Below are 26057 nucleotides of genomic sequence, written 5' to 3'. Positions count from 1 at the left end.
TCATGGCTGTATATGCACTAGGAGACAGAGTTCCGGACATCCATCCGGACGCGTACGTCCACCCGGACGCGGTGGTGATCGGCGCCGTGACTCTCGCGGCGGGAACCTCTATCTGGCCGCAAGCGGTATTGCGTGGTGACTATGGAACCATTTCGGTGGGAATCGGATCCAACATCCAGGACGGAACCGTCATCCACTGCACCGCCATCGATGCAACCGTCATCGGCTCCGGTTGCGTCGTTGGCCACAACGCGCACATCGAGGGGTCGACCATCGAGGACCACTGCCTGATCGCATCGGGGTCAGTTGTTCTCAACGGTACGGTGATCGGGACGGGGTCGATCGTCGCCGCTGGTGCGGTGGTGGCCAACAAGATGCAGGTTCCGCCGCGCAGCATGGCACTCGGTGTGCCGGCCAAGGTCCGTGCGGGATACGAGGTTCCGCTCGGTCACCTCGACGGGAACGTCAAGATGTACGCAGCCAATGCGGCGTACTACCGCGACGCGTTGCGCAGGCTCGACTGATGGCCCCGCTTGCAGAGATCGTCGATCCGGGGTGGGCGCGGGCACTCGAACCGGTCTCGGAGCAGATCTCCGCGATGGGTAAGTTCTTGCGCGACGAGATCGCTGCGGGACGGGAGTATCTGCCTGCGGGAGAGAACGTCTTGCGTGCATTCACGAACCCGTTCGACGACGTTCGGGTGCTGATTGTCGGTCAAGACCCCTATCCGACGCCCGGTCATGCTGTCGGGTTGAGCTTTTCGGTTGCCCCGGACGTGCGGCCGGTTCCGCGAAGCCTCGGCAACATCTACAAGGAGTATCACCAGGATCTCGGGTTGCCGATACCGCCGAACGGCGATCTGACGCCGTGGTCGAAACAAGGTGTGCTGCTTCTCAATCGCGTTCTCACCGTGCAGCCTGGGCAAGCCGCTTCTCATCGCAAGAAGGGCTGGGAACCGGTCACCGAGCAGGCTATCCGCGCTCTGGTCGCGCGGTCGTCGCCGATGGTGGCGATCTTGTGGGGTCGGGACGCGGCCACCCTCGCGCCGATGCTCGGCGACACACCGATCATCGAATCCGCGCACCCGTCACCGCTTTCGGCCTCGCGCGGTTTCTTCGGTTCGCGCCCGTTCAGTCGTGCGAACGAACTCTTGACCGGACTGGGAGCCGATCCGGTCGACTGGAATCTGGGCTGATCGAACTGCGTCTGCACTCACCTGGCATGCCGAACGTCGTGGCGCGACGTTCGGCATGCCGCTGACTTACGCCTGCTTCGCGGAAGTGAAATCGGGGCGACGCTTTTCGACGAATGCGTCGACACCTTCGCGGCCGATCGGGCTGTTCGCCGCGAGGGCGATGGACGCAGCTTCGGCGTCGAGTTGCTCGGCAAGCGAGTTCGTCCGTGACGAACGCAGCAGCGCTTTGATTCCCGAGTACGACGTGCTCGGCCCGTTGGCCAAGGCGCGGGCGAGGCGAGCCGCCTCTTCCTGAACCTCGTCGTCGCCCACGAGTCGCGTGAGAATCCCCAGGCGGACGGCTTCGTCGCCACCGATCACCGAATCGTTGAGAAGAATCTCGCGAGCGCGTGCCGCACCGACGATGCGGGGGAGTGTCCACGACATCCCGCCGTCCGGGGTGAAACCGATGGAGGGGTAGGCAGGGCGAAGCTTGGTGCCGGTTCCGCCGATCGCGACGTCGCCGAGGCAGACCAGGCTCATTCCGGCGCCGGCTGCCCATCCGTGGACTCCGGCGACCACCGGAGCGGTCGCGGCGTCGAGCGCGCGTACGAACACGTGGAAGACGCGGGCAACTTCGGCCACGTACTCGCCGCGGTCGGGGGCTGCTGCGAATGCACGGACGTTGCCGCCGGCACAGAAGTTTGCGCCCTCGCCGACCAGAAGGATGCTCCCGATGTCGTTTCCGACTGTCTCGAGCGCCTGCGCGCCCTGAACCAGTCCTTCGTCGTCGAGTGAGGTGCCGTTGGCGGCGGTGGAAATGGTGATGCGGAGTACGCCCTCGTCGAGGGTCACTTTGCTCAGGTCATCGATAGAAGTCACTCAACGCACATTACGGGTGCCCGACAGCCAAACGAAACACGGGGACACATAGATACAGCTCTGCCCCCGTCACCGAAGTGACGGGGGCAGAGCCTGCAATAGTTTGTGCTCGGGCAATCAGCCCCGAGCGACCTTGCCTGCCTTCAGGCAGGAGGTGCACACGTTGACCTTACGGGTGTTACCCGGGGCAACCTCGGTACGAACAGACTGAATGTTCGGGTTCCAGCGACGATTGGTACGCCGGTGCGAGTGCGAGACCGACTTACCGAAGCCGGGCCCCTTGGCGCATACGTCGCAGACGGCAGCCATAGTCGCGAACTCCTTGTTAGAAATGAATATTGAAGTGGTTACCCTACACGGTAGGGCAGCCAGAATTACAATCCGAATATACTCGACTTCGAACCGATCCTTGACCGCTCACTGTGCAGTCGAACGTGAAAACAGTCAATCAGCAACAAACAATGTGCAGCATTATTTCGTGTAGCCCGTTCGAGGCAACCGTGTAAGAGTAACCGCTTCCGGCCCGAATGGCCAAACCGCCCGGTAGTCACGGTTGCGCCGAAGCGTCGGACTACCCTCGACTGCACCGATCGCCGATCTCGTTTTCGTCGCGGTCAGTCAGTCGTCAGTCTTTCCGTCGTGGAAGGGAACCGTCAGTGGGGGAAGTGCAACGCGTCGCCGATGAAGTGGAATCCGTCGCGGACGGCCATCTGCTGCGGCGCTGGGCCCGTCGGGCGGTCGACAGCCTCCAGAAACGTCGTGGAGAGATCAACAGCCTCAACGTCTTTCCCATCCCTGATTCGGATACCGGCACCAACCTGTTGTTCACGATGCGAGCTGCCCTCGATTCCGCCGAGACGATCGAGGACGACGTCCGCAGTGCCGGTCGCGTCGCCAACGCTCTGGCTCGGGGCGCGGTATCGGGTGCCAGGGGCAATTCCGGAGTGATCTTGTCCCAGGTGATCCGGGGCATTGCCGAGAGCGTCCACGGCGAGCACATCGACGGCCGTAGCTTTGCGAACTCGCTGACAACGGCGACGGCGCTGGCCTCTCGGGCTGTCTCCGATCTGGTGGAAGGCACCATCGTCACGGTTTTGCGCGCGTCGGGGGAGGCGGCGCAGGAGTGCGTCGACACCAGGACGCCGAGTGGCGAGGACCTTGCTTCCGTGGTTGCCGCCGCTGCCGATGCGGCTGCGGTCGCGTTGAACAAGACCCCGGAGCAACTGGACGTTCTGGCCTCCGCCGGGGTGGTCGATGCCGGGGGATTCGGACTCGTTCTGATTCTCGACGCATTTGTCGAGGTGGTGACCGGGAAAGCGCAGGTTCGCGAGGATCTGGGGACGCCGGACCCGAAGTCGAGCGCAGTTGTCGACGTCAGCGCTTTCGATCACGATTGGGCTCACAAGAGCCCGATCGAATGTGGTGATCACTCGGAACAGGATTTCGAGGTCATGTACCTCGTCGACGACTCGGACGACGATCGCATGACGGCGCTGCGCACGCGGCTGTCCGTCCTCGGGGATTCGACGGTCATCGTCAGCGACGGCTTCGGTGGCTGGTCGGTGCACGTGCATTGCTGCGATGCCGGCGCTGCCGTCGAGGCAGGTCTCGAGGCCGGGAAGGTACACGGTATTCGCATCAGCAGTTTTCTCGTCGACGAACGAGACCAGCTGGTGGCACGGGCGGAGAGGCGATTCCCCGGCGCCGGCGCGCGCGGCGTACTGGCTGTCGTCGCCGGTGACAGTGCGGCGGCGTTGTTCGAGAGTGAGGGCGCGACGGTTCTTCGGTGCGACGACGCGCCGGTGACACGCGCGCAACTGCTCGGCCGAATCCGTCAGATGGAGCGAAGCGAAGTTCTGGTGCTTCCGAACGGAGCTTTGACCGCTCAGGAACTGGTCGCAGTCAGTGCCGCTGCCCGCGATCCGCTTCACCAGGTTCTGCTGCTGTCGACATCGTCGATGGTCCAGGGCCTGGCGGCCCTCGCCGTTCACGACGCTCAGCGCAACGTCGCCGACGACGGCTTCACGATGTCCGAGGCCGCAGCTGCGACTCGCTGGGGATCGCTGCGCATTGCCGTCGAACGCTCGCTGACGTACGTCGGGACCTGTGACCCGGGTGACGCGATCGGTCTGATGGGGCACGAGGTGGTGCTCATCGGACCCGACGTCGCGGAGTCGAGTGCGAGACTGGTCGACCTTGCGCTCGGATCCGGTGGCGAACTCGTGACCCTACTCATGGGTGCGGACGCGCCGGACGACCTGGCCGGGCAACTCGAGGCACACGTGATCGCGCATCACCCGGGCGTCGACGTGCTCGTCTATCAGGGTGATCAGCCGGGTGACCTGTTCCAGTTGGGTGTGGAGTGATCGAACCGGGTCTGTCGGTGACTACTGATATACGAACACATGTGCTTACCGCGACACTGTGCTGGAGGAACTGATGGCGACGCTCGCCGACCCGCTCGATCGGCTGCTGGGAAAGAAGACCGCGGACGCGCTCGACGAGGCATTCGAGATCCGGACGGTCGAGGACCTGCTGCGTCACTACCCACATCGGTACGCGTCGGCAGGCAAGGAACTTGCCGAGAAGGAGCCGCCCGAGGGTGAGCACATCACCATCATCGCGCGGGTGGCGTCGGCGGCCGTCGTGAAGATGAAGAACCGTCCGGGGCAGATGTTGCGAGTATCGCTGGCCACTGATTCGCAGACCGTCGACGTCACGTTCTTCAACCCGCAGAAGGTGCGGCACGTCATCAAGCCCGGCGTGCGGGCGATGTTCTCCGGGACGGTGAAGTACTTCCGCGGCAAGTGGTCTCTCACTCATCCGAGCTACCTGATCCTGCCGGAAGCTCGTGTCGGCGAGGAGGATTCGGTGGTTCCCCTGGCGTCTATCAAGGGAGCCGGTGACCTTGCGGGCCTGGCTCGCGCAAATCAGGATCCCGGCGCCGAACTCGATCTGTCCGTCTTCGACCGCGCATTGATCCCGCTGTATCCGGCGACCCGCGAGGTCGAGAGTTGGACCATCATGCGGTGCGTGCGGCAAGTACTCGACCAACTCGATCCGATCGAGGAGCCGTTACCTGACGAGACCAGGGCGGAACACGGATTCATCGGTTTGGACGAGGCGCTGCGTACCGTTCACCTCCCGGATACCAAGGAAGACATCGAACGAGCACAGGATCGTCTGCGTTTCGACGAGGCGCTGTCTCTGCAGTTGGTCCTCGCGATGCGTCGTCACGACAACTCCGAGCGTGTGGCTCCGGCCTGCGCTCCGGTTGCCGGCGGGATCGCGGATCAGTTCGAGGAGATGCTCCCGTTCACTCTGACGGAGGGACAGCAAGCAGTCGCCGAGGAGATCTCCGGCGACCTCGCCCGCCCACACCCGATGAGCCGGCTTCTCCAAGGCGAGGTCGGGTCAGGCAAGACGATCGTGGCTCTGCGCGCGATGCTGCAGGTCGTCGATGCGGGGTATCAGTGTGCGTTGCTCGCACCCACCGAGGTCCTGGCAAACCAGCACGCGCGATCACTGCGCAAGATGATGGGCCCGCTGGCCGCAGGCGGTGAGCTCGGTTCGGCCGAACATTCCACCCGGATCGCCCTTTTGACCGGCTCGCTGCCTGTGGCTGCGAAGCGCGCAGCGCTGCTCGAAGCCGTGACCGGCGACGCCGGGATCGTCATCGGTACCCATGCACTCATTCAGGACAACGTGGAGTTCTTCAACCTCGGCATGGTTGTGGTCGACGAGCAGCACCGCTTCGGTGTCGAGCAACGTGATCAATTGCGATCACGTGCCCGCGAAGGACTGAGTCCGCATCTGCTGGTGATGACGGCAACGCCGATTCCGCGAACCATCGCCATGACGGTGCTCGGCGACCTCGAGGTATCGACCCTGCGAGAGCTTCCGCGTGGGCGAACCCCGATCAAGAGCAGTGTCGTGCCCGCGAAGCAGAAGCCGCAGTGGGTGGATCGGGCATGGGAACGAATCCGTGAGGACGTCGCGGACGGTCGTCAGGCGTATGTCGTGTGCTCGCGGATCGGCGACGGTGAGCAGGGCGCAGGCGAAGACCAGTTCACCGAGGAGAAGCAGCCGGAGACCAAGTCGGCGGTCGACGTCTTCGCGGAGCTGTCGAGCGGTCCGCTGGCCGACCTGCGAGTGGGGTTACTGCACGGTCGACTGCCTTCCGACGAAAAAGACGTCGTGATGAGCGCGTTCAACGTCGGTGACATAGACGTCCTTGTCTGTACGACCGTCGTCGAAGTCGGTGTCGACGTTCCGAACGCGACGGTGATGGTGATCGTCGACGCCGAGCGGTTCGGCGTCAGTCAGCTCCATCAGCTGCGCGGACGAGTCGGTCGAGGCAAACACCAGGGACTGTGCATCCTCGTCACCGGAAGCAATCCCGGCGGACCGGCGTACGAGCGGCTCTCGGCGGTGGCAGCGACCAACGACGGGTTCGAACTGGCTCAACTCGACCTCGCGACCAGACGTGAAGGAGACATCCTCGGTGCGGCGCAGTCGGGCACAACCTCGAATCTGCGACTGCTTTCCCTCATGGCCCACGGGGACATCCTCGAGTCCGCCAGGGAGTTCGCTCAGGGAATCGTCGACTCCGATCCGTCGCTCGAGGGTCATCCCGCCCTCGCTTCCATGGTGACCGCTGCCCTGGACTCCGACCGGATCGAGTACCTCGAGAAGTCGTGACGGGTATGACGACAAGCTGAAATCGAATAGCACGAGGACCGCCGGGTTGGTTTCTCGATTCAGTCCGAAATATGAGACTCCGCATGTAGACGCAAGATGAAATCGGGGTAGTTTTCTCGAATGTTCTCCAAAGTGCTCGTCGCGAACCGCGGCGAAATTGCGATCCGTGCCTTCCGCGCCGCCTACGAACTAGGTGCCGGAACCGTCGCGGTGTTCCCGTACGAGGATCGGAACTCGATCCACCGTCTCAAGGCAGACGAGAGCTACCAGATCGGGGAGAAGGGTCACCCCGTTCGCGCCTATCTCTCGGTCGAGGAAATCGTCGCCGCCGCCAAGAGCGCCGGAGCCGACGCCATCTACCCCGGTTACGGCTTCCTCTCCGAGAACCCGGATCTGTCGGCGGCGTGCGCCGAGGCAGGCATCAAGTTCGTCGGCCCGTCCGCCGAGATCCTCGAGTTGACTGGTAACAAGGCTCGGGCCATCGCAGCGGCAAAGGCCGCCGGCCTGCCGGTGCTCGCGTCCTCGGAGCCGTCAGCGGACATCGACGAGTTGCTCGCGGCCGCCGAGGACATGACCTTCCCGATCTTCGTCAAGGCCGTCGCAGGCGGCGGTGGACGCGGAATGCGCCGCGTTGCGGAGCGCTCACAACTCAAGGAAGCGATCGAAGCCGCAGCGCGCGAAGCGGAATCGGCCTTCGGCGATTCGACGGTCTTCCTCGAGCAGGCCGTCATCGACCCCCGCCACATCGAGGTGCAGATCCTCGCCGACGAGCAGGGCAACGTCATCCACCTCTTCGAGCGTGACTGCTCGCTGCAGCGTCGCCACCAGAAGGTGATCGAGCTCGCGCCGGCGCCCAATCTCTCGGAAGAGTTGCGCGCCAAGATCTGTGCCGACGCCGTCGCCTTCGCGAAGGAGATCGGGTACACGTGCGCGGGCACCGTCGAGTTCCTTCTCGACAAGCGCGGCAATCACGTCTTCATCGAGATGAACCCGCGAATTCAGGTGGAGCACACCGTCACCGAAGAAGTGACGGACGTAGACCTCGTCCAGTCGCAGCTCAAGATCGCGTCCGGTTCGACGCTTGCAGAACTTGGTCTGTCACAGGACACGATCAAGCTCCGCGGCGCCGCACTGCAGTGCCGCATCACGACCGAGGATCCGGCCAACGGATTCCGCCCCGACACGGGCCGCATCACCGCGTACCGCACCCCGGGCGGAGCCGGTATCCGACTCGACGGCGGCGCCACGCTCGGAGCCGAGGTCGGAGCGTACTTCGACTCGATGCTGGTCAAGCTCACCTGCCGTGGTCGCGACCTCGAAGCCGCTGTCGCGAGGGCTCGCCGCGCGGTCACCGAGTTCCGCATTCGTGGCGTCTCGACCAACATTCCGTTCCTGCAGGCGGTTCTCGACGACCCGGACTTCCGTGCCGGACGCGTGACGACCTCCTTCATCGAGGAACGTCCGCAGCTGCTGACCCTGCGTTCCTCCGCCGACCGAGGCACCAAGATCCTGACCTACCTCGCCGACGTGACGGTCAACAAGCCGCACGGTGAGCGACCCTCGGCGGTGTACCCGCAGGACAAGCTGCCCAAGATCGATCTTTCGACGCCTCCTCCTGCCGGTAGCCGTCAGCGCCTGCTCGAACTCGGACCCGAAGGTTTCGCGAAGGCACTGCGCGAACAGAAGGCCGTGGGCGTCACCGACACCACCTTCCGTGACGCGCACCAGTCGTTGTTGGCCACGCGAGTTCGAACCAGCGGACTGCTCGGAGTAGCCGGGCACGTGGCCCGGCTGACTCCGGAACTGCTCTCGATCGAAGCCTGGGGCGGCGCCACTTACGATGTGGGACTTCGCTTCCTGCACGAGGATCCGTGGTACCGGCTCGCCGCACTCCGCGAGGCGATCCCGAACATCTGCCTCCAGATGCTTCTTCGCGGCCGAAACACGGTGGGCTACACGCCGTATCCCGAAAAGGTCACGCGCGCATTCGTTCAGGAAGCCACCGACACCGGCATCGACATCTTCCGAATCTTCGACGCGCTCAACAACGTCGACCAGATGCGCCCTGCCATCGACGCGGTGCGTGAGACCGGAACGGCCCTCGCCGAGGTGGCGTTGAGCTACACCGGTGATCTGTCGGATCCGAACGAAACTCTGTACACGCTCGACTACTACCTGAAGCTGGCCGAAGAGATCGTCGACGCCGGTGCTCACGTGCTCGCGATCAAGGACATGGCAGGCCTGCTGCGTGCTCCGGCGGCTACCAAGCTGGTGACAGCTCTACGCAGCAACTTCGATCTGCCGGTTCACGTTCACACACACGACACTCCCGGTGGACAGTTGGCCACGTACTTCGCAGCATGGCAGGCGGGCGCCGACGCGGTCGACGGTGCTTCCGCGGCACTGGCCGGAACCACCAGCCAGCCTGCTCTCTCGGCCATCGTTGCCGCCGCTGCGCACTCCGAGTTCGACACCGGACTGAACCTGCAGAACGTGTGCGACCTCGAGCCGTACTGGGAGGCGCTGCGAAAGGTGTACGCGCCGTTCGAATCCGGACTGCCGGCTCCGACGGGACGCGTGTACACGCACGAGATTCCGGGCGGCCAACTCTCCAATCTCCGGACCCAGGCCGTTGCTCTCGGCCTCGGCGACCGGTTCGAAGAGGTCGAAGCCAAGTACGCCGACGCAGACCGCATGCTTGGACATCTTGTGAAGGTGACGCCGTCGTCGAAGGTCGTCGGCGACCTCGCGCTCCATCTTGTCGGCGCCGGCGTGCCTTCGGAGGAGTTCGCCGCAGATCCGGCGAAGTTCGACATCCCCGACTCCGTGGTGGGCTTCCTGCGCGGTGAACTCGGTACGCCTCCCGGTGGCTGGCCGGAACCGTTCCGCAGCAAGGCCCTCGAAGGACGTGGCCAGGCCAAGCCGGAAGCGACGCTCTCCGCCGAGGACGAGGTGCTGCTCGAGGGCTCGTCGAAGGACCGTCAGGCGACGCTGAACCGTCTGCTGTTCCCCGGCCCGACAAAGGAATTCCTCGAGCACCGCGAGAAGTACGGTGACACGTCGCGGCTTTCGGCAAACCAGTTCTTCTACGGGTTGCGGCGCGGCGACGAGCACCGCGTCGAGTTGGCTCCCGGCGTGGAGCTGATCATCGGTCTCGAAGCGATCTCCGAGCCCGACGAGCGCGGCTATCGCACTGTCATGTGCATCCTGAACGGCCAGCTGCGCCCGGTCTCGATCCGTGATCGCTCCATTGCCAGTGACGTACCGGTGGCGGAGAAGGCCGACAAGAACAACCCGGGCCACGTGGCGGCACCGTTCGCGGGTGTCGTGACGCTCGCGGTGAAGGAAGGCCAGAAGATCGAGGCCGGCGACACCGTGGCCACGATCGAAGCGATGAAGATGGAAGCGGCGATCACCTCGCCGCGCGCCGGCGTCGTATCGCGGATCGCGATCAGCGCCGTCCAACAGGTCGAGGGCGGAGACCTGCTGGTAGTCGTCTCGACGGGGGAGAGCGCCGCAGAGTGACACGCATCATCTCGGGACTCGCGGGCGGTCGACGCCTGCGAGTCCCGCCGAGCGGCACCCGTCCCACGTCGGATCGGGTTCGCGAGGCGCTGTTCAGTGCTCTCGAAGCGCGCATCGATCTCGAAGGGTGCGCGGTTCTCGACCTCTTCGCTGGTTCGGGTGCTCTGGGCCTCGAAGCGCTTTCGCGGGGGGCCGAGCACGTCGTTCTCGTGGAATCGGATGCCAAGGCTGCTGCCGTCATCAAGGCGAACATCGGCACTGTCGCGTTGCCGGGAGCGACGGTTCGCGCCGCTCCGGTCGCGGCCGTGGTCTCGGGTCCGAGCGCGCGTGAATACGACATCGTGATCGCGGACCCGCCGTACGCGGTGACCGACGATGCCGTCGTGTCCATGCTCACTGATCTGCAGGCCAACAAATGGGTGGGGGAGGGCACGATCGTCGTACTCGAACGTTCGTCGCGCTCGCCGGAGACCGTGTGGCCGCAGGGCTACGAGCCGATCAAGGCCAAGAACTACGGTGAAGCCCGCATCGAGCTGGCCACCTGCTACGGTCTGGACTCATGACTGGCGCCGTCTGCCCCGGATCCTTCGACCCCGTGACCAACGGTCACCTCGACGTAATCGGAAGAGTTGCTGCGCAATTCGACGAGGTCGTGGTCACCGTGCTGATCAACAAGAGCAAGCGTGGCATGTTCACGATCGACGAGCGGATCGAGATGCTCGAAGACGCGACGAGTCACCTGCCCAACGTTCGCGTCACGTCGTGGCACGGACTGCTGGTCGACTATGCGAAACAAGAAGGCCTCAGCGCGATAGTCAAGGGTCTGCGCGGCGCGAACGACTTCGATTACGAGCTGCAGATGGCTCAGATGAATCAGAAGCTCACCGGCGTCGACACACTGTTCGTCGCCACGAATCCTACGTACAGCTACCTGTCGAGTTCTCTGGTGAAGGAAGTCGCGACCTTCGGCGGCGACGTCTCCGACATGTTGCCCGCCAAGGTGCATTCTCGGCTACTCGCGCGTATCGCCGAGCGAGCAGCCGAAAACAGCTGATCCCCGACACACCGACCACGACGACACCCCGTTGGCTGTTCTTCCGGCAAACTTGGACAGGAACGGGCACAGGTCCGAGTGGACCGGTGACGATGTGGGCCGATTTCGGCCGGTAGAGATTGGGGTTGCTTGTGTACCGCGTATTCGAGGCACTGGACGAACTGGTCGCAATTGTCGAAGAGGCGCGCGGTGTTCCCATGACCGCGGGGTGTGTGGTGCCTCGCGGTGACGTACTCGAGCTGCTCGACGACGTACGGGACGCAATTCCGAGCGAGCTGGACGACGCTCAGGACGTCCTCGATCATCGGGACAAATTGGTCGGTGACGCGCGAGCAACCGCCGAGAAGACGGTCAGCAGTGCCAATGCCGAGGCAACGTCGACTGTCGAGAATGCACGCGACGACGCCGACCGGATTCTGTCCGATGCCAAGGCTCAGGCCGATCGCATGGTTGCCGAAGCGCGCGCACACGCCGATCAGTTGGTCGAGGACGCCGAGGCAGAAGCGGAACGGACCGTCACCGACGGCCGTCGTGAGTACGACGCCGTCACCGGCCGGGCGCGTGCCGAGGCCGATCGGATGATCGAGTCCGGCCAGGCATCGTACGAGCATTCGGTGGCGGAGGGAACGGCAGAGCAGGCTCGTCTGGTGTCGCAGACCGAGGTAGTCCAGTCAGCTCACGCGGAATCCGCGCGAGTGATCGATGCCGCTCACGCGGAGTCCGACAGGATGCGTTCGGAGTGTGATCTGTACGTCGACACCAAGTTGGCCGAATTCGAAGAGTTCCTCACCGGAACCGTTCGATCGGTCGGGCGTGGTCGCCAACAGCTTCGTACGGGTTCGGGAGTTCCCGATTACCAGGACGACGATCGTCGTTCGGAGCGTCGTCGCTAGAGCGAACGAGACAGTCGAAGGTGGGTCGTCCGATATGGGGCGGCCCACTTTTTCGTGGACGGAATTGGGATTTGCCTTGTCGCTGCCGTATTGTGGAGTGGTTGCCCATACCAGTTTCAACAGTTAGGTGAGTTCTCTTTGTCAACGCATCGTCGTAGTTCGTCGCATCAGTCAAGTGATGCGGGATTTTTGCTGGACACGGTCAAGCTCGGTCGTCGTCCAGGGTCGATGCGTACCGTCGAGAGAACAATTCAGTCCCCGAACCGTATCGGTCTCGATCTGATCGCGATCGAAGCGGGCGCGGACATAGATCTCGATCTTCGTCTCGAAGCAGTGTCCGAAGGTGTTCTCGTCACCGGAAACGTGCATGCACCCACCAAGGGTGAATGCTCGCGGTGCCTCGAACCTTTCACCGACACCGTGGACATCTATCTCACGGAGTTGTTCGCATACCCGGACAGCACCACCGAGGAGACGACGGAAGAGGGAGAGGTCTACGCGGTCGAAGACGACGAAATCGACCTCGAACCGGTCATCGTCGATGCAGTCGGGCTGGCGCTTCCGCTCCAGCCTCTGTGCAGTGACGATTGCCTGGGATTGTGCTCAGAATGTGGCATTCGCCTGGCGATTGCGGAATCTGGGCATGGGCATGACATACTTGATCCTCGCTGGGCTGGTCTCGCGGCCAAATTTGGCGTGGAATCAAACACCAGCGAAAATCTTGTGATCACCGAAGCCGAGGAGAAGTAGAAGTGGCTGTCCCCAAGCGCAAAATGTCGCGATCCAACACGCGGTCGCGTCGTAGCCAGTGGAAGACCACTGTGCCCACCCTCGTTACCTGCCCCAACCGTGGCTGTGGCGAGCAGACCCTTCCCCACATCGCATGCCCGTCATGCGGTACTTACAAGGGCCGCCAGGTAACCGCTGCTGTCTAGTTCTCCCCGGAGAAAGACTATGACGAGCGAAAATACAGTTTCAGCCGCCGGCGGCGAGGGCAATCACGACAAGCTCCTCGCCGCTGTCGGCGTAGATATAGAGCCCGGTCTTCTGACCCTGGCCCTCACGCACCGCTCGTACGCGTACGAGAACGGCGGACTGCCCACGAACGAGCGCCTCGAGTTCCTCGGGGATTCCGTTCTCGGCGTCACGGTGACCGAAAATCTCTATCTGTCCCACCCGGACAAATCCGAAGGTGACCTGGCGAAGATTCGTGCCAGCGTGGTCAACATGCATGCACTCGCCGAGGTTGCCAGGACTCTGGGCGAAGGTGGACTCGGAGCGCACCTGCTGCTGGGTAAGGGTGAGGAAATGACGGGCGGCCGTGACAAGCCGTCCATCCTCGCCGACGGTATGGAGTCGATTCTCGGCGCCATCCACCTGCAGCACGGCATCGAGACCGCGCGACGCGTTGTTCTCGATCTGTTCGACGATCTACTTACTCGCGCACCGCTTCTGGGCGCGGGTCTGGATTGGAAGACGAGTCTGCAGGAACTGACCGCAGAACACGGTGCCGGAGTTCCCGTCTACGAGATCACCGCTACCGGACCCGATCACGACAAGGAATTCACGGCCACCGTTCTCATCAGTGGCAAGCCCTTGGGCGTCGGTGTCGGTCGTTCCAAGAAGGAAGCCGAGCAGAAGGCAGCAAGTTCGGCATGGAAGACGATGTCGGAGAATGCCGCTGCAACCGCAGTCGCTGCTGACGGCCCGTCTGATCTCGCCGGCTGAGTTCACTCTTGCCTGAACTTCCCGAAGTCGAAGTCGTTCGCCGCGGCCTACAGTCTCATGCTGTAGGTGCGGCGATCGAGGCCGTCGAGGTACTCCATCCCCGCGCGATCAGGCGCCACATTCTCGGTTCCGATGACTTGATCGGCCAACTCACCGGGCAGACCATCGCTTCGGCAGAGCGTCGCGGCAAGTATCTGTGGCTGGTTCTCGAGCCTGCCGGTGTCGGACTGGTGGTTCATCTCGGGATGAGCGGACAGATGTTGGTCCAGCCCCCGACAGTCGACTGGGAAAAGCACCTACGCATTCGGTTGGCCCTCGATTCCGGGGCTGATCTCCGATTCGTCGATCAGCGAACCTTCGGTGGCTGGTCGATTTCCCCCCTCGTCGAGGTCGACGGAACGATGCTGCCCGAGTCGGTGGCGCACATCGCTCGCGATCCCATGGATGCCGCGTTCGATCTCGAATCCGTCGTGAAAGTCCTGCGGGGCAAGCACACCGAGATCAAGCGCGCGATTCTCGACCAGACGGTGGTCTCCGGAATCGGAAACATCTACGCCGACGAATCATTGTGGCGAGCAAAGATTCACGGCAACCGAATCGCCGAAACGCTCACCAGGCCCAAACTTCGAGAACTGTTGACCGCGGCGCACTCGGTGATGGGCGAAGCGCTCGATCAGGGCGGTACGTCCTTCGACGCGCTGTACGTGAACGTCAACGGGGAGTCCGGCTACTTCGACCGGTCACTGTCGGCGTACGGGCAGGAGAATCTTCCGTGCCCGCGATGCGGCGCGCCGATCAAGCGTGAGAAGTTCATGAATCGATCGTCGTTCAGCTGCCCGCGGTGTCAGCCGACCCCGAGGGCACGGCGAATCGCCTAGGTCTCCCGCCCCGTCGGTTCGGCGGAGTGGCAAGATTGCGTCATGGCTGAACAGACTGCTGACAACGCTGCAACCGCCCCGGCTCACACGGAACTATGGGTCGAGCGCACCGGAACCCGCCTCTACACCGGCAAGAGTTCGCGCGGCGCAGAGGTTCTCATCGGCTCCGAATCGGTGCCAGGAGTGTTCACACCCGGGGAACTTCTCAAGATCGCTCTGGCTGCCTGCACCGGTATGAGCTCCGACTTCCCGATCTCTCGCCGCCTCGGTGACAACTACGACGCGACGGTCCGAGTGTCCGGTGCCGCCGATCGTGACAACGAGGTCTATCCGCAGCTCGACGAGGTTCTCGAACTCGACCTCAGCGAGTTGGATGCCGAAGCGCAGCAGCGCCTCATCACTCTCGTCGAGCGTTCCGTCGACAAGGTGTGCACGGTCGGGCGCACTCTCAAGGCCGGAACCAAGGTCACACTGTCGTTCGACACGGAAGCCTGATGTCCCGCGCGGGCAGCGTTGTCGCTGCGATCGCACTGGGTTCCGTTGTGGCGGTGAGTGCTCCGGCGCAGGCCTCGGTGCCGGCCGGCGGCTCACCCGGAGGTTGCGGTTCGTGGACGTCGAGCGTCGTGACGAGTGGTGCGGGCATGCTCGAGAATCTCGAGTTCGACGGAAACGGATCGATGGTGTTGTCGCAGTCCGCTCTGATCGGGCCGGGTGCACTGCTGAAAGTGGCGCCGGACGGAACACGGACACCTTTGGTCGGTGACGTCACAGGGCCTGGCGGACTGGTCGCGCGTGACGGTTCCGTGTACTTCACCACGGGTAACTCGACTGTCTCGGGGCTGTTCGGAGTCGCCGACGGCAGCCTCCGCAAGGTCGACGTGGCAGACGGATCGGTGACAACGATTGCCGACGGACTGGTGATGCCGAACGGGCTTGTGCCGCTGGACGATAACCGCTTCCTCACTGCTCGCACACTCACCAGGCCGGGGCTCACGGTCGTCAACGGTGACGGAACGAGTTCGATCGTTCGTGAAGACCTCGGCACCGTCGACGGCCTCGCACGCTCCGGTTCGACGATCTACGTGACGACGACCTTCGACATGGTGACTGCCGTCCACGTCCTCGACGCAGACGATCTGGGCGGGCCGGTGCGAACGATCACGCTCCCCGGATTCGGTCCGGCAAACATGGCTGACGATCTGACCGTCGGACCGGACGGCGCGCTGTACGTCGCATTCAATGCCGGCGGCAAAGTTGTTCGCGTCGATCCGAATTCGGGATCTTCGTGTGAGATCGCCTCAGGTCTTCCGTTCACGTCCGCGGTGAAGTTCGGCGCCGGCCCGGGCTGGGATCCCAACTCGCTCTACACCACCGGTTTCCTGGGTGAGGTTCACCGTCTCGAACGTGTGGCGGGCTGAACGTCGTGACTGAGACACCGCCTGTGCGACTGACGGCGTGGGTTCACGGATACGTTCAAGGCGTCGGGTTTCGCTGGTGGACCAGGGCTCGCGCTCTCGAACTCGGGTTGATCGGATATGCGTCGAACCAACGCGACGGTCGAGTGCTCGTCGTGGCAGAAGGCGAACGCACGCAACTCGAGCGTTTGTTGGAGTTGCTGCGCTCGGGAACCACCCCGGGCACGGTGGATCTCGTGGTCGACAGCTGGGACCCCGCAAGGGGTGACCTGACAGGGTTCGTCGAACGCTGACCTGTTTGGCGGTAAAGTTTCCCCCCATGCACCTCAAGAGTCTGACACTCAAGGGATTCAAATCCTTTGCGTCGGCAACGACTCTTCGGTTCGAGCCGGGGATCACCTGTGTCGTCGGCCCGAACGGCTCGGGTAAATCCAACGTCGTCGATGCGTTGACGTGGGTGATGGGCGAGCAGGGCGCGAAAGCGCTGCGCGGCGGCAAGATGGAAGACGTCATCTTTGCCGGCACCTCCGGTCGAGCACCGCTGGGCCGCGCCGAAGTGACCCTGACCATCGACAACGCCGACGGCGCGCTCCCGATCGAGTACTCCGAGGTGTCGATCACGCGCCGTATGTTTCGCGACGGCGCGGGGGAGTACGAGATCAATGGTTCGTCCTGCCGCCTGATGGACGTTCAGGAACTGCTCAGCGACTCGGGTATCGGCCGCGAAATGCATGTCATCGTCGGGCAGGGACGGCTCGCCGCGATCCTCGAATCCCGCCCCGAGGATCGACGCGCCTTCATCGAAGAAGCCGCGGGAGTTCTCAAACATCGCCGCCGCAAGGAAAAAGCGGTGCGCAAGCTCGATTCCATGCAGGCCAATCTCGCTCGACTCAGTGACCTCACCGCGGAACTGCGTCGGCAACTCAAACCGCTGGGGCGCCAAGCCGAGGTTGCTCGGCGAGCACAGACGGTCCAGGCTGACCTGCGTGATGCAAAGATGCGGCTGGCCGCTGACGACTTGGTGACCCGTCGAACTCAACTGAACGACCAGGCGCAGGACGAGAAAGCGGCCCGTGAACAGCACAACCAGGTGGCGGCCGCGCTCGACGAGGCCAACCTCGAACTCGGGCGTCAGGAGCAAGCTCTCGCTCGACTGACTCCGGGATCGGAAGCCGCCGCGCAGAGTTGGTTCCAACTCTCTGCGCTTGCCGAACGAGTCAACGCCACCGTGCGCATCGCCCGCGAGCGTGCACGCCATCTCGACTCCGAACCCGTCGGCAACCGCGGCCAGGACCCGGAAGAGATGGAAGCGCGAGCCGAACGTCTTGCGGCCGAGGAGGCCGAACTCCTCGAAGGCGTAGAAATCGCGCGAGCGGCGGCGGAAGCTGCTCGGGACCAGCTGGCAGCCACCGAAGATGCTGCAGCAGAAGCGGAACGGGCGCACATGGCGGAAGTTCGTGCCGTCGCCGACCGCCGTGAAGGACTTGCTCGACTCTCCGGCCAGGTCGACACTCTGCGTACCCGCGTCGAATCCGTCGACGCGGAAGTTTCTCGACTGACCGAGGCGATCGACGAGGCCCGTCTGCGTGGGGATGCCGCACAAGCCGAGTTCGACACGGTGCAGGAAAGCATCGGGGACCTCGACGCCGGTGAAGTCGGCCTCGACACCAATCATGAACGGGCAGTCGAAGCTCTCGAGATGATCGACGCACGCGTCGAAGAACTTCGCGAGGAAGAAAAGACGAGCGGGCAACGCATCGCTTCGCTCCGTGCGCGAATCGAAGCGCTGTCGATGGGCTTGCAGCGCAAGGACGGTGGCGGCTGGCTGCTCGAACACCGCCGCGACGACGGCATCACCTCGCTTGTCGGATTGATTCACGTCGAACCCGGCTACGAAATTGCAATCGCTGCCGCGATGGGGCCGGCAGCGGACGCCGTCGTGGCGCAGTCGTTGGATTCGGCTCGCTCAGCTGTTGCGGCACTGGCCGCTCAGGACGGTGGGCGTGCGTCACTGATCGTGAGCGGTGAACCGGCGATCGAACGCGAGAGCGAGATCGCACCGGGCAGCCGTCATGCCGTCGACGTCATCGACTGCCCTGACGAGTTGCGTGCCGGATTGACCGCAATCCTCGATGGCGTCGTCCTCGTCGAAACTCTCGATGACGCGATTCGAGTTGTCGCTGACCACAAGGGAATTCGTGCAGTGACGCGTTCCGGCGATCTGCACGGCCCGGGGTGGATGATCGGCGGGTCGGATCGGCAACCGAGCACGCTGGAGGTACAGGCGGCGATCGACGCGTCAACGGCGGAGTTGACGGCCACGGAAAGCCGATCCGAAGAACTCGACGCTGCGCTGTCCGGCGCGCTGGCCGAACAGGCTGCTCGACGCGAGACCGCGGAGCAGACCTTGGCCGCGCTCAACGAATCGGACGCTGCCATGTCCGCCATCTACGAGCAGTTGGGCAGATTGGGGCAAGCCGCGCGCGTGGCCCACGCGGAATCCGAGCGATTGACCGCCCAGCGAGTGCGTGCCGAGGAGGGCCGCGGTGAGTCTCTGACGAAGCTGGCAGACCTGGAGGAACGACTCCGTGTCGCCGAAACCGACGGCAGTGCACCGGGGCGCGGCGCGGAATCGACCGCTGCCGATCGTGAAATGGCCGCAGCCGCGTTGGCGGAAGTACGCATCGTCGAAATGGATGCCCGCCTTGCCGTGCGCACCGCCGAAGAGCGCGCGGAATCCGTACGCGGAAAGGCTGATTCGCTTCGCCGCGCCGCTGCTGCCGAACGAGAGGCGCGGATTCGTGCCGAACGGGCTCTGCGCGCCAGAGCGCACGCTGCGGAAGTTGCAGCTGCTGTCGCCGAATCGGGACAGCGTGTGGCGGCCGAACTCGAGACCGTCGTTGCCGCAGCTCTTGCTCACCGCGACGAGTTGGCTCGGGCACGCTCCGAGTGCACGGCCAAGCTGGATCAGGTCCGAGAGATCGTCCGGGCACTGACCGGACAGCTCGCTTCACTCACCGACGCCGTCCATCGCGACGAGGTTGCGAAGGCTCAGGCAGCGCTGCGCATCGAACAACTCGAGGAGTCGATCCTCGATCAGTACGGTATCGGCCTCGACGATCTGATCGCCGAGTACGGACCCGACGTCGAACTGCCGCCGACCGCCCTCGAAATCGAGGAGTACGAGCAGGCCAAGGAGCGCGGGGAGCAGGTCACTGCCCCCGCTCCGCTTCCGTACGACCGTGCGACTCAGGAACGGCGCGCCAAGCGGGCGGAGAAGGACCTCGCCACCCTCGGCAAGGTCAATCCGCTGGCGCTCGAGGAATTCGCAGCGCTCGAGGAGCGGTACACCTTCCTCTCCACTCAGCTCGAAGATGTCAAGACCGCACGCAAGGACCTTCTCGCCGTGGTCGCAGACGTGGACGCACGAATTCTGCAGGTGTTCACCGAGGCCTATGCCGACGTCGAGCGGGAGTTCGTGGGCGTGTTCGAGAAACTGTTTCCCGGGGGAGAAGGACGACTGGTTCTCACCGATCCGTCGGACATGCTCACCACAGGCATCGAGGTCGAAGCGCGTCCGCCCGGGAAGAAGGTCAAGCGGTTGTCGTTGCTGTCGGGCGGCGAGAAGTCGTTGACCGCGGTGGCCATGCTGGTCGCGATCTTCCGGGCACGCCCGTCCCCGTTCTACGTCATGGACGAGGTCGAGGCGGCGTTGGACGACACCAACCTGCGGCGGCTGATCGGACTCTTCGAACAATTGCGGGAGAAGTCGCAGTTGATCGTGATCACCCACCAGAAACCGACGATGGAAATCGCCGACGCGCTGTACGGCGTCAGCATGCGCGGCGACGGCATCACCACCGTGATTTCGCAGCGACTTCGCGGTCAAGACATGGCCTCTACGTAAGCCCTGCTCACTTTCCGGGTCGGAGCCTGAAACAATGGGCCGGTGACTACCCAGGCTTGGATCATCATCGCGGCTGTAGCGGCCGTACTACTCGTCGTTCTCGTTGCCGGATTCCTGCGCTACCGCAAGGGGCAGGTTTCGCTGAAGGCGCCCGAGACGAAGCCGGAGCTCGGCGCCCCCGAGAAGGACAAGTCAGGCGGCTACAAGGCCGGCGGCGGGTTCAACTTCAGTCAGGGGTCGACGGCAACGGCGCCACCTCCGGTGGTTCCGGCACCTCCGGTGGCGGAGAAGCCGCCCGTCGTCGAAAAGCCGGTTGTCGAAGAACCGATCGTCGAAGAACCAGTTGTCAAGGCACCAACTGTCGCGGAACCGGTTGTCGAAGAACCTGTTGCGGAGAAGCCGGCCGTTGTCGAGGAGCCGGTAGTAGAAGAGGCACCGGTAGCAGAACCGGTTGTCGAAGAACCTGTTGTCGTTCCCGAGCCTGTTGTCGTTCCCGAACCTGTCGTCGTTCCCGAAACCGTCGAGCCAGCACCGCGCGTACTGGACGAGATCGACCCGACCGAGGGTCGGCTGGACCGACTGCGCGGGCGCCTCTCTCGCTCGCAGTCGGCAGTCGGCAAGAGCTTGCTGGGGCTGCTCGGTGGCGGCGATCTGGACGAGGATTCGTGGGAGGAAGTCGAGGACACCCTCCTCATCGCGGACCTCGGCTCCGCGACAACGGAGAAGGTCGTCACGAAGCTTCGTGAGCAGATGGCGGCCCGCAGCGTCCGGACCGAGGCTGCCGCCCGCGCCCTGCTGCGTGAGGTGTTGATCGCCGAACTGCGTCCCGAGCTGGACCGCTCCATTCGCGCGTTGCCGCACGACGATCACCCGGCTGTTCTGCTCGTCGTCGGCGTCAACGGGACGGGAAAGACCACCACCACCGGCAAGCTGGCTCGCGTGCTCGTCGCCGACGGTCGTCGCGTCGTGCTCGGTGCCGCGGACACGTTCCGCGCCGCCGCTGCTGATCAGCTCCAGACGTGGGCCGAGCGTGTCGGCGCTGAAGTTGTTCGTGGCAAGGAGGGTGGCGATCCCGCTGCGATTGCCTTCGACGCGGTCTCACGGGGCATCGCGGACGGCGTCGACGTGGTCCTCATCGACACCGCCGGCCGCCTTCACACCAAGACCGGTCTGATGGACGAGCTCGGCAAGGTCAAGCGGGTCATCGAGAAGAAGGCGTCGGTCGACGACGTTCTGCTGGTTCTCGATGCGACGGTCGGCCAGAACGGACTGGCACAGGCTCGAGTGTTCGCGGAGGTCGTGGACATCACCGGCGTCGTACTGACCAAGCTGGACGGAACCGCCAAGGGCGGAATCGTCTTCCAGGTTCAGCATGAACTGGGTGTGCCGGTGAAGTTGGTCGGTCTCGGTGAAGGTGCCGACGATCTGGCGCCGTTCGAGCCGGGTGCGTTCGTCGACGCCCTGCTGGGCTGACGCCCCGGTGCGCCTTTTTGGTAGCGCGAACTACCGAAAAGGCGCACAGGGTCGGTAGAACCCCCTGGCGAAACCTGTTTGCAACAAAGTTGGGCAATTGGTTCACGTCTGCGAAACGCGACAGCGCCATGGACGAAACACCAGCCCAGCACTCTTCTCCTTAACGACGTGCTGCCCGGCACGTGCGACTAGGAGGTAGTAAGTGAGTACCGACGATTTGTTGGCGAACTCCGGTAACGCCGCATGGATGCTGATGGCTGCATCTCTGGTCTTGCTGATGACACCCGGCCTCGCTTTCTTCTACGGCGGGATGTCTCGGTCCAAGTCCGTCCTGAACATGATGATGATGTCCTTCGGGGCCATGGCCGTCATCGGCGTCATCTACGTTCTGTGGGGATGGTCGATGTCCTACGGCACCGAGAACATCGGGGGCATTTTTGCCAACCCGTTCGAGTTCTTCGGTCTCAAGAACAGCATCACCGATGCTGACGGCAACTTCATCGCCGGCGCCTGGGGCTACCCCAACGTCATCGACATCGCGTTCCAGGTGACGTTCGCGATCATCACCACCGCCCTCATCAGTGGCGCCCTGGCCGAGCGAGTGAAGTTCGGCACCTGGCTCCTGTTCTCGGGTATCTGGGTCACCGTCGTCTACTTCCCCCTCGCACACATGGTGTGGGGTGGCGGACTCCTTTCGGGCTCCGAGGACGGCATCGCGGCAAAGCTCTTCGGCACCACGGTCAACGACGACGGAGTCACCGTCGCCAACGTCGCTCCGATCGACTTCGCCGGTGGCACAGTCGTTCACATCAACGCGGGTATGGCCGGTCTGGTCCTCGCTCTCATCGTCGGCAAGCGTCTCGGCTTCGGCAAGACCGCCTTCCGTCCGCACAACCTGCCCTTCGTGATGCTCGGCGCCGCACTGCTCTGGTTCGGTTGGTTCGGCTTCAACGCCGGCTCGGCATTCGCCGCCGACGGAAACGCCGGTCTCGCCTGGGTCAACACGACCACCGCGACGTGTGCCGCAGTCCTGGCCTGGCTCGCCACCGAGCGTATTCGTGACGGTCACGCCACCAGCCTCGGCGCAGCTTCCGGTGCGGTCGCCGGTCTGGTGGCCATCACTCCTGCTGCCGGTGCGCTCAACCCTGTCGGTTCCATCTTCCTCGGCGCCGTTGCCGGCATCCTGTCCGCTCTCGCAGTCGGCCTGAAGTTCCGCTTCGGCTTCGACGACTCGCTCGACGTCGTCGGCGTTCACCTCGTCTCCGGCCTGTGGGGCACGATCGGTATCGGATTCTTCGGCACCGCAACCGGCCTCTTCTACGGCGGCGACTACAAGCAACTGGTGGTTCAGATCGTGATCGCACTCGCAGCACTCGTCTTCACCGGCGTCCTGACGACGATCATCGGCTTCGCACTCAAGCCCCTGGGCTGGCGAATCTCGGCCGAGGACGAGGCACGCGGCATCGATGAGACCGAACACGCAGAGACCGCATACGACCTCGCGTGATCAGCACGTGATTAAAGTGAATTCAGGCACTTCAGAGTTTGGAAAGGGATGAGCACATGAAGCTGATCACAGCAATCGTCAAGCCGTTCACGCTCGAGGACGTCAAGACCGGACTCGAGCAGGCCGGAGTGCTGGGAATGACAGTCAGCGAAGTTCAGGGCTACGGCCGACAGAAGGGCCACACCGAGGTGTACCGAGGCGCGGAGTACTCCGTGGACTTCGTACCCAAGGTCAGGGTGGAGGTCGTCGTCGACGACGCGGCCGTGGACAAGGTGGTCGAGGTGATCGTCGAGGCCGCTCGAACCGGCAAGATCGGTGACGGCAAGGTGTGGGTCTCGCCAGTCGAGTCGGTCATCCGGGTTCGCACCGGGGAACGCGGTGGCGATGCACTCTGACCCGAAAGGGTCCGAGAACTTCGGCCCTGGTTCCGTCGCGAAAGCGACGGGGCCAGGGCCGGTCTCGTCAGGGGGATCCGACGAAGCTGCGGACCTGGCCCGCGCACGCAAGGCCCTACTCACCGGAGGCGTCAAGAACAGGAGGCTCGACGCCCCCTCGCTGCGACATGCACTGGTCGATCTGCACGAATTCTGGTTGACCACCAAGGGGACCGAACTGGGCATCAAACCGGATTGTGGGTTCGCCATCGTCGCCGTGGGTGGTCTGGGCCGACGCGAACTGTTGCCGTATTCCGATCTCGATCTGATTTTGCTGCACGACGACATGGACCCAGCGGTCGTGGCCCAGGTCGCGGACAGCCTGTGGTACCCGCTGTGGGACGCGCACATCAAACTCGACCACAGCGTGCGGACGCTTCCGCAGGCGCTTCAGGTTGCGGCCACCGACATGACGGCGGCACTCGGAATGCTCGAAGCGCGCCACATTGCCGGCGATGTGGAACTGAGCAACCTGTTGATCAGTGGTGTCCGTCGACAGTGGCGCATGGACATCCGCAGCCGATTCGACGAATTGATCACCCAGACCCGTACGAGGTGGGAGCGCAGCGGCGAGATCGCCCATCGCGCCGAACCGGATCTCAAGAGCGGCCGTGGCGGGCTGCGTGACGTGCAACTGCTCAACGCCCTGTCCATCGCGCAATTGACCGACGGGATGCCGGGGCTGGGACCTAACTCGCCCGGCGGCGGTCTGGCACTTGCGCACAGGCGGTTGCTCGACGTGCGCACCGAACTTCACCGCGTTGCCGGTCGCGCCCGCGATCAACTGCGAGCGCAGGACGCCGACGAAATCGGTGCGGCGCTGCGGATCGGTGATCGATTCGACCTGGCACGCCTTCTCAGCGAATCGGCGCGCACCATCAGCTATTCGGTGGACGTCGGTATCCGTACCGCCGGAAACTCCTTGCCCCGGCGTGGTTTGTCGCGGCTGCGTCGCGCGCCGGTGCGGCGGCCACTGGACGAGGGCGTCGTCGAGCATGCCGGCGAAGTTGTTCTGGCGCGCGACGCGAGACCGAAGAAGGATCCCGGTTTGGTGATGCGGGTCGCGGCAGCGGCGGCCACCAACGGCATGCCCATCTCCGCGTCGACTCTCAATCGCCTGGCCGACAATGCCCCGGAATTGCGCGAGCCGTGGCCGAAGAATGCGGTCAACGATCTCCTGGTCGTGCTCGGTTCGGGATCGCGTGCCGTTCCGGTGATCGAGGCGATGGACCGGACCGGGCTCTGGGGTCGACTACTGCCGGAGTGGGGGACCATTCGCGATCTTCCGCCGCGCGATGCCGTCCATACGTGGACGGTGGATCGCCACCTCGTCGAAACTGCCGCTTATGCAAGCGGATTCACCACGCGCGTCGCTCGGCCGGACCTGCTCATGCTCGGTGCGTTGATCCACGACATCGGCAAGGGGCGAGGGGGAGACCACAGCGTCGTCGGCGCCGAATTGGCCACCGCGATCGGAAATCGTTTGGGGCTCTGGCCTTCCGACGTCGCGACGTTGACGGCGATGGTGCGCTATCACTTGCTGTTGCCGGAAACCGCCACCCGTCGCGACCTCGACGATCCGGCAACCGTGCAGCGAGTGGTCGACGCACTCGAAGGGGACGGGACGCTCCTCGATCTCCTGCATTCGTTGGCTGAGGCGGATTCGCTGGCCACCGGGCCTGGTGTCTGGGGCGACTGGAAGTCGTCGCTGATCGGTGAGCTCGTGCGTCGATGCCGTTTGCTGATGGCGGGGGAGGACCTCCCACAACCCGATCCACTCGCTCCCGAGCAGTTGGCCATCGCCGAGGAGGGCGGGGTTCACGTCTCGCTCGTGCCGGCCGAGAATCCGCACACCTACGTCGTAACCGTCATCGCGCCCGACGCTCCGGGGCTGCTGTCTCGGGCTGCCGGAGTTCTGGCGCTGCAGTCGTTGCGGGTGCATTCCGCATCGCTGGGGTCGCATGCGGGTTCGGCGGTCAACTCGTTTGTCGTCACGCCGAGATTCGGCACACCTCCGCAGGCGGTGTTGCTCAGGCAGGAATTGATCCGCGCTTCGGCCGGCGAGCTGAATCTGCTCGAACTTCTCGACGCCAAGGACGAGGAGGCACGGGCGGAGCAGTGGGACGACCCGATCCAGACCAACAAGGATTCGGCGGTTCCGGTGCTCTATTCGCAGGCGCCGCCGCGGGTCATCTGGTTCGACGCGCCCGGTGACGGTCACGCGATCCTCGAATTGCGTACCGAGGACCGCGTCGGCCTGCTCTGCCGACTGGCCGCAGCACTCGAACACAGTGGTGCCGACATCCGATGGGCGAAGGTCGCCACGTTGGGTTCCTCGGTGGTCGACGCGTTCTGCCTCGACTTCGGTGAGGCAGATACCCGCGCCGCGCGAGAGCGCGTCGAGGAGGCAGTGCTGGCGGTGGTTCCGGTGCCACAACCGAAGAAGAAAGAGGATTGACGGACCGGTTTCGGCAGTTACGCCCGCA

22 protein-coding genes are annotated in these 26057 nt (G+C 64.0%); 20 read left to right on the top strand and 2 right to left on the bottom strand.

From position 1 onward, the window contains the following. Window positions 1-2: 2 nt before the first annotated feature. A complete protein-coding gene (locus tag G8767_RS06785) occupies window positions 3-524 on the top strand; it encodes a gamma carbonic anhydrase family protein (protein WP_007729328.1) in 522 nt (173 codons plus the stop codon). Beyond that, window positions 524-1195, top strand: coding sequence for a uracil-DNA glycosylase (locus tag G8767_RS06780; protein ID WP_095969221.1), 672 nt, complete (start codon window positions 524-526; stop codon window positions 1193-1195). Before G8767_RS06785 ends, G8767_RS06780 begins: the two co-directional genes overlap by 1 nt. A gap of 66 nt (window positions 1196-1261) precedes the next feature. Here G8767_RS06780 and G8767_RS06775 read toward each other — a convergent pair whose 3' ends face one another. Further along, entirely contained in the window at window positions 1262-2056 is a 795-nt protein-coding gene (locus G8767_RS06775; protein ID WP_166809678.1) for an enoyl-CoA hydratase-related protein, read from the bottom strand. A gap of 117 nt (window positions 2057-2173) precedes the next feature. Continuing rightward, complete coding sequence (rpmB, locus tag G8767_RS06770) at window positions 2174-2365, bottom strand: 50S ribosomal protein L28 (RefSeq protein ID WP_003942669.1); 192 nt, start codon at window positions 2363-2365, stop codon at window positions 2174-2176. Window positions 2366-2712: 347 nt separating this feature from the next. Here rpmB and G8767_RS06765 point away from each other — a divergent pair, with 347 nt between their 5' ends. The 18 genes from G8767_RS06765 (at window position 2713) to G8767_RS06680 (ending at window position 26029) form a co-directional block, all read left to right on the top strand. After that, window positions 2713-4422 carry a DAK2 domain-containing protein gene (locus G8767_RS06765; protein WP_124566321.1) on the top strand — a complete coding sequence of 570 codons (1710 nt, stop codon included), beginning with the start codon at window positions 2713-2715 and terminating at the stop codon, window positions 4420-4422. 73 nt (window positions 4423-4495) lie between these two features. Further along, window positions 4496-6757 (top strand): ATP-dependent DNA helicase RecG, encoded by a 2262-nt coding sequence (recG, locus tag G8767_RS06760; RefSeq protein ID WP_166809807.1) that lies wholly within the window; start codon window positions 4496-4498, stop codon window positions 6755-6757. Between the two features lie 120 nt (window positions 6758-6877). Then, on the top strand, window positions 6878-10282 hold the full coding sequence (locus G8767_RS06755) for a pyruvate carboxylase (RefSeq protein ID WP_095969223.1): 3405 nt from the start codon (window positions 6878-6880) through the stop codon (window positions 10280-10282). Continuing rightward, on the top strand, window positions 10279-10845 hold the full coding sequence (gene rsmD / locus G8767_RS06750) for a 16S rRNA (guanine(966)-N(2))-methyltransferase RsmD (RefSeq protein WP_095969224.1): 567 nt from the start codon (window positions 10279-10281) through the stop codon (window positions 10843-10845). The genes G8767_RS06755 and rsmD overlap by 4 nt, the downstream gene beginning before the upstream one ends. Further along, window positions 10842-11336 (top strand): pantetheine-phosphate adenylyltransferase, encoded by a 495-nt coding sequence (gene coaD, locus G8767_RS06745; RefSeq protein ID WP_003942776.1) that lies wholly within the window; start codon window positions 10842-10844, stop codon window positions 11334-11336. The genes rsmD and coaD overlap by 4 nt, the downstream gene beginning before the upstream one ends. A 131-nt stretch (window positions 11337-11467) precedes the next feature. After that, complete coding sequence (locus G8767_RS06740) at window positions 11468-12229, top strand: DivIVA domain-containing protein (RefSeq protein ID WP_166809806.1); 762 nt, start codon at window positions 11468-11470, stop codon at window positions 12227-12229. Window positions 12230-12418: 189 nt separating this feature from the next. After that, entirely contained in the window at window positions 12419-12979 is a 561-nt protein-coding gene (locus G8767_RS06735; protein ID WP_007729319.1) for a YceD family protein, read from the top strand. A gap of 2 nt (window positions 12980-12981) precedes the next feature. Next, the gene (gene rpmF, locus G8767_RS06730) at window positions 12982-13164 is read left to right on the top strand and encodes a 50S ribosomal protein L32 (protein WP_007729318.1); all 183 of its coding nucleotides are present in this window, start codon (window positions 12982-12984) and stop codon (window positions 13162-13164) included. A 19-nt stretch (window positions 13165-13183) separates the two neighbouring features. Continuing rightward, a complete protein-coding gene (gene rnc, locus G8767_RS06725; protein WP_124566320.1) occupies window positions 13184-13957 on the top strand; it encodes a ribonuclease III in 774 nt (257 codons plus the stop codon). Window positions 13958-13965: 8 nt separating this feature from the next. Further along, window positions 13966-14835: a bifunctional DNA-formamidopyrimidine glycosylase/DNA-(apurinic or apyrimidinic site) lyase gene (gene mutM, locus G8767_RS06720; RefSeq protein ID WP_095969227.1), complete on the top strand. Its 870-nt coding sequence runs from the start codon at window positions 13966-13968 to the stop codon at window positions 14833-14835. A 42-nt stretch (window positions 14836-14877) separates the two neighbouring features. Further along, complete coding sequence (locus G8767_RS06715; RefSeq protein ID WP_095969228.1) at window positions 14878-15330, top strand: OsmC family protein; 453 nt, start codon at window positions 14878-14880, stop codon at window positions 15328-15330. Beyond that, complete coding sequence (locus tag G8767_RS06710; RefSeq protein WP_166809677.1) at window positions 15330-16253, top strand: SMP-30/gluconolactonase/LRE family protein; 924 nt, start codon at window positions 15330-15332, stop codon at window positions 16251-16253. Before G8767_RS06715 ends, G8767_RS06710 begins: the two co-directional genes overlap by 1 nt. A 5-nt stretch (window positions 16254-16258) precedes the next feature. Beyond that, complete coding sequence (locus G8767_RS06705) at window positions 16259-16543, top strand: acylphosphatase (protein ID WP_019747956.1); 285 nt, start codon at window positions 16259-16261, stop codon at window positions 16541-16543. Between the two features lie 26 nt (window positions 16544-16569). After that, a complete protein-coding gene (smc, locus tag G8767_RS06700) occupies window positions 16570-20157 on the top strand; it encodes a chromosome segregation protein SMC (RefSeq protein WP_166809676.1) in 3588 nt (1195 codons plus the stop codon). A gap of 42 nt (window positions 20158-20199) precedes the next feature. Further along, window positions 20200-21630 carry a signal recognition particle-docking protein FtsY gene (gene ftsY / locus G8767_RS06695; protein ID WP_166809675.1) on the top strand — a complete coding sequence of 477 codons (1431 nt, stop codon included), beginning with the start codon at window positions 20200-20202 and terminating at the stop codon, window positions 21628-21630. Window positions 21631-21877: 247 nt separating this feature from the next. After that, entirely contained in the window at window positions 21878-23137 is a 1260-nt protein-coding gene (locus G8767_RS06690) for an ammonium transporter (protein WP_042450902.1), read from the top strand. 56 nt (window positions 23138-23193) lie between these two features. Next, entirely contained in the window at window positions 23194-23532 is a 339-nt protein-coding gene (locus tag G8767_RS06685; protein WP_003942772.1) for a P-II family nitrogen regulator, read from the top strand. After that, window positions 23522-26029, top strand: coding sequence for a [protein-PII] uridylyltransferase (locus G8767_RS06680; RefSeq protein WP_095969233.1), 2508 nt, complete (start codon window positions 23522-23524; stop codon window positions 26027-26029). The genes G8767_RS06685 and G8767_RS06680 overlap by 11 nt, the downstream gene beginning before the upstream one ends. Window positions 26030-26057: the final 28 nt, after the last annotated feature.

The organism is Rhodococcus sp. IC4_135 (assembly GCF_011602025.1).
Classification (GTDB): Bacteria; Actinomycetota; Actinomycetes; order Mycobacteriales; family Mycobacteriaceae; genus Rhodococcus_F; species Rhodococcus_F baikonurensis.
This window is presented reverse-complemented; position numbering and strand designations above follow the sequence as displayed.

Excerpts from the sequence above, each read along its gene's own strand:
- G8767_RS06785 (WP_007729328.1), top strand. The coding sequence starts at position 3 with ATGGCTGTATATGCACTAGGAGACAGAGTTCCGGACATCCATCCGGAC.
- G8767_RS06780 (WP_095969221.1), top strand. The coding sequence starts at position 524 with ATGGCCCCGCTTGCAGAGATCGTCGATCCGGGGTGGGCGCGGGCACTC.
- G8767_RS06710 (WP_166809677.1), top strand. The coding sequence starts at position 15,330 with ATGTCCCGCGCGGGCAGCGTTGTCGCTGCGATCGCACTGGGTTCCGTT.
- smc (WP_166809676.1), top strand. The coding sequence starts at position 16,570 with ATGCACCTCAAGAGTCTGACACTCAAGGGATTCAAATCCTTTGCGTCG.
- recG (WP_166809807.1), top strand. The coding sequence starts at position 4,496 with ATGGCGACGCTCGCCGACCCGCTCGATCGGCTGCTGGGAAAGAAGACC.
- G8767_RS06755 (WP_095969223.1), top strand. The coding sequence starts at position 6,878 with ATGTTCTCCAAAGTGCTCGTCGCGAACCGCGGCGAAATTGCGATCCGT.
- rpmB (WP_003942669.1), bottom strand. The coding sequence starts at position 2,365 with ATGGCTGCCGTCTGCGACGTATGCGCCAAGGGGCCCGGCTTCGGTAAG.
- G8767_RS06680 (WP_095969233.1), top strand. The coding sequence starts at position 23,522 with ATGCACTCTGACCCGAAAGGGTCCGAGAACTTCGGCCCTGGTTCCGTC.
- rnc (WP_124566320.1), top strand. The coding sequence starts at position 13,184 with ATGACGAGCGAAAATACAGTTTCAGCCGCCGGCGGCGAGGGCAATCAC.
- G8767_RS06685 (WP_003942772.1), top strand. The coding sequence starts at position 23,194 with ATGAAGCTGATCACAGCAATCGTCAAGCCGTTCACGCTCGAGGACGTC.
- coaD (WP_003942776.1), top strand. The coding sequence starts at position 10,842 with ATGACTGGCGCCGTCTGCCCCGGATCCTTCGACCCCGTGACCAACGGT.
- G8767_RS06690 (WP_042450902.1), top strand. The coding sequence starts at position 21,878 with ATGCTGATGGCTGCATCTCTGGTCTTGCTGATGACACCCGGCCTCGCT.
- G8767_RS06715 (WP_095969228.1), top strand. The coding sequence starts at position 14,878 with ATGGCTGAACAGACTGCTGACAACGCTGCAACCGCCCCGGCTCACACG.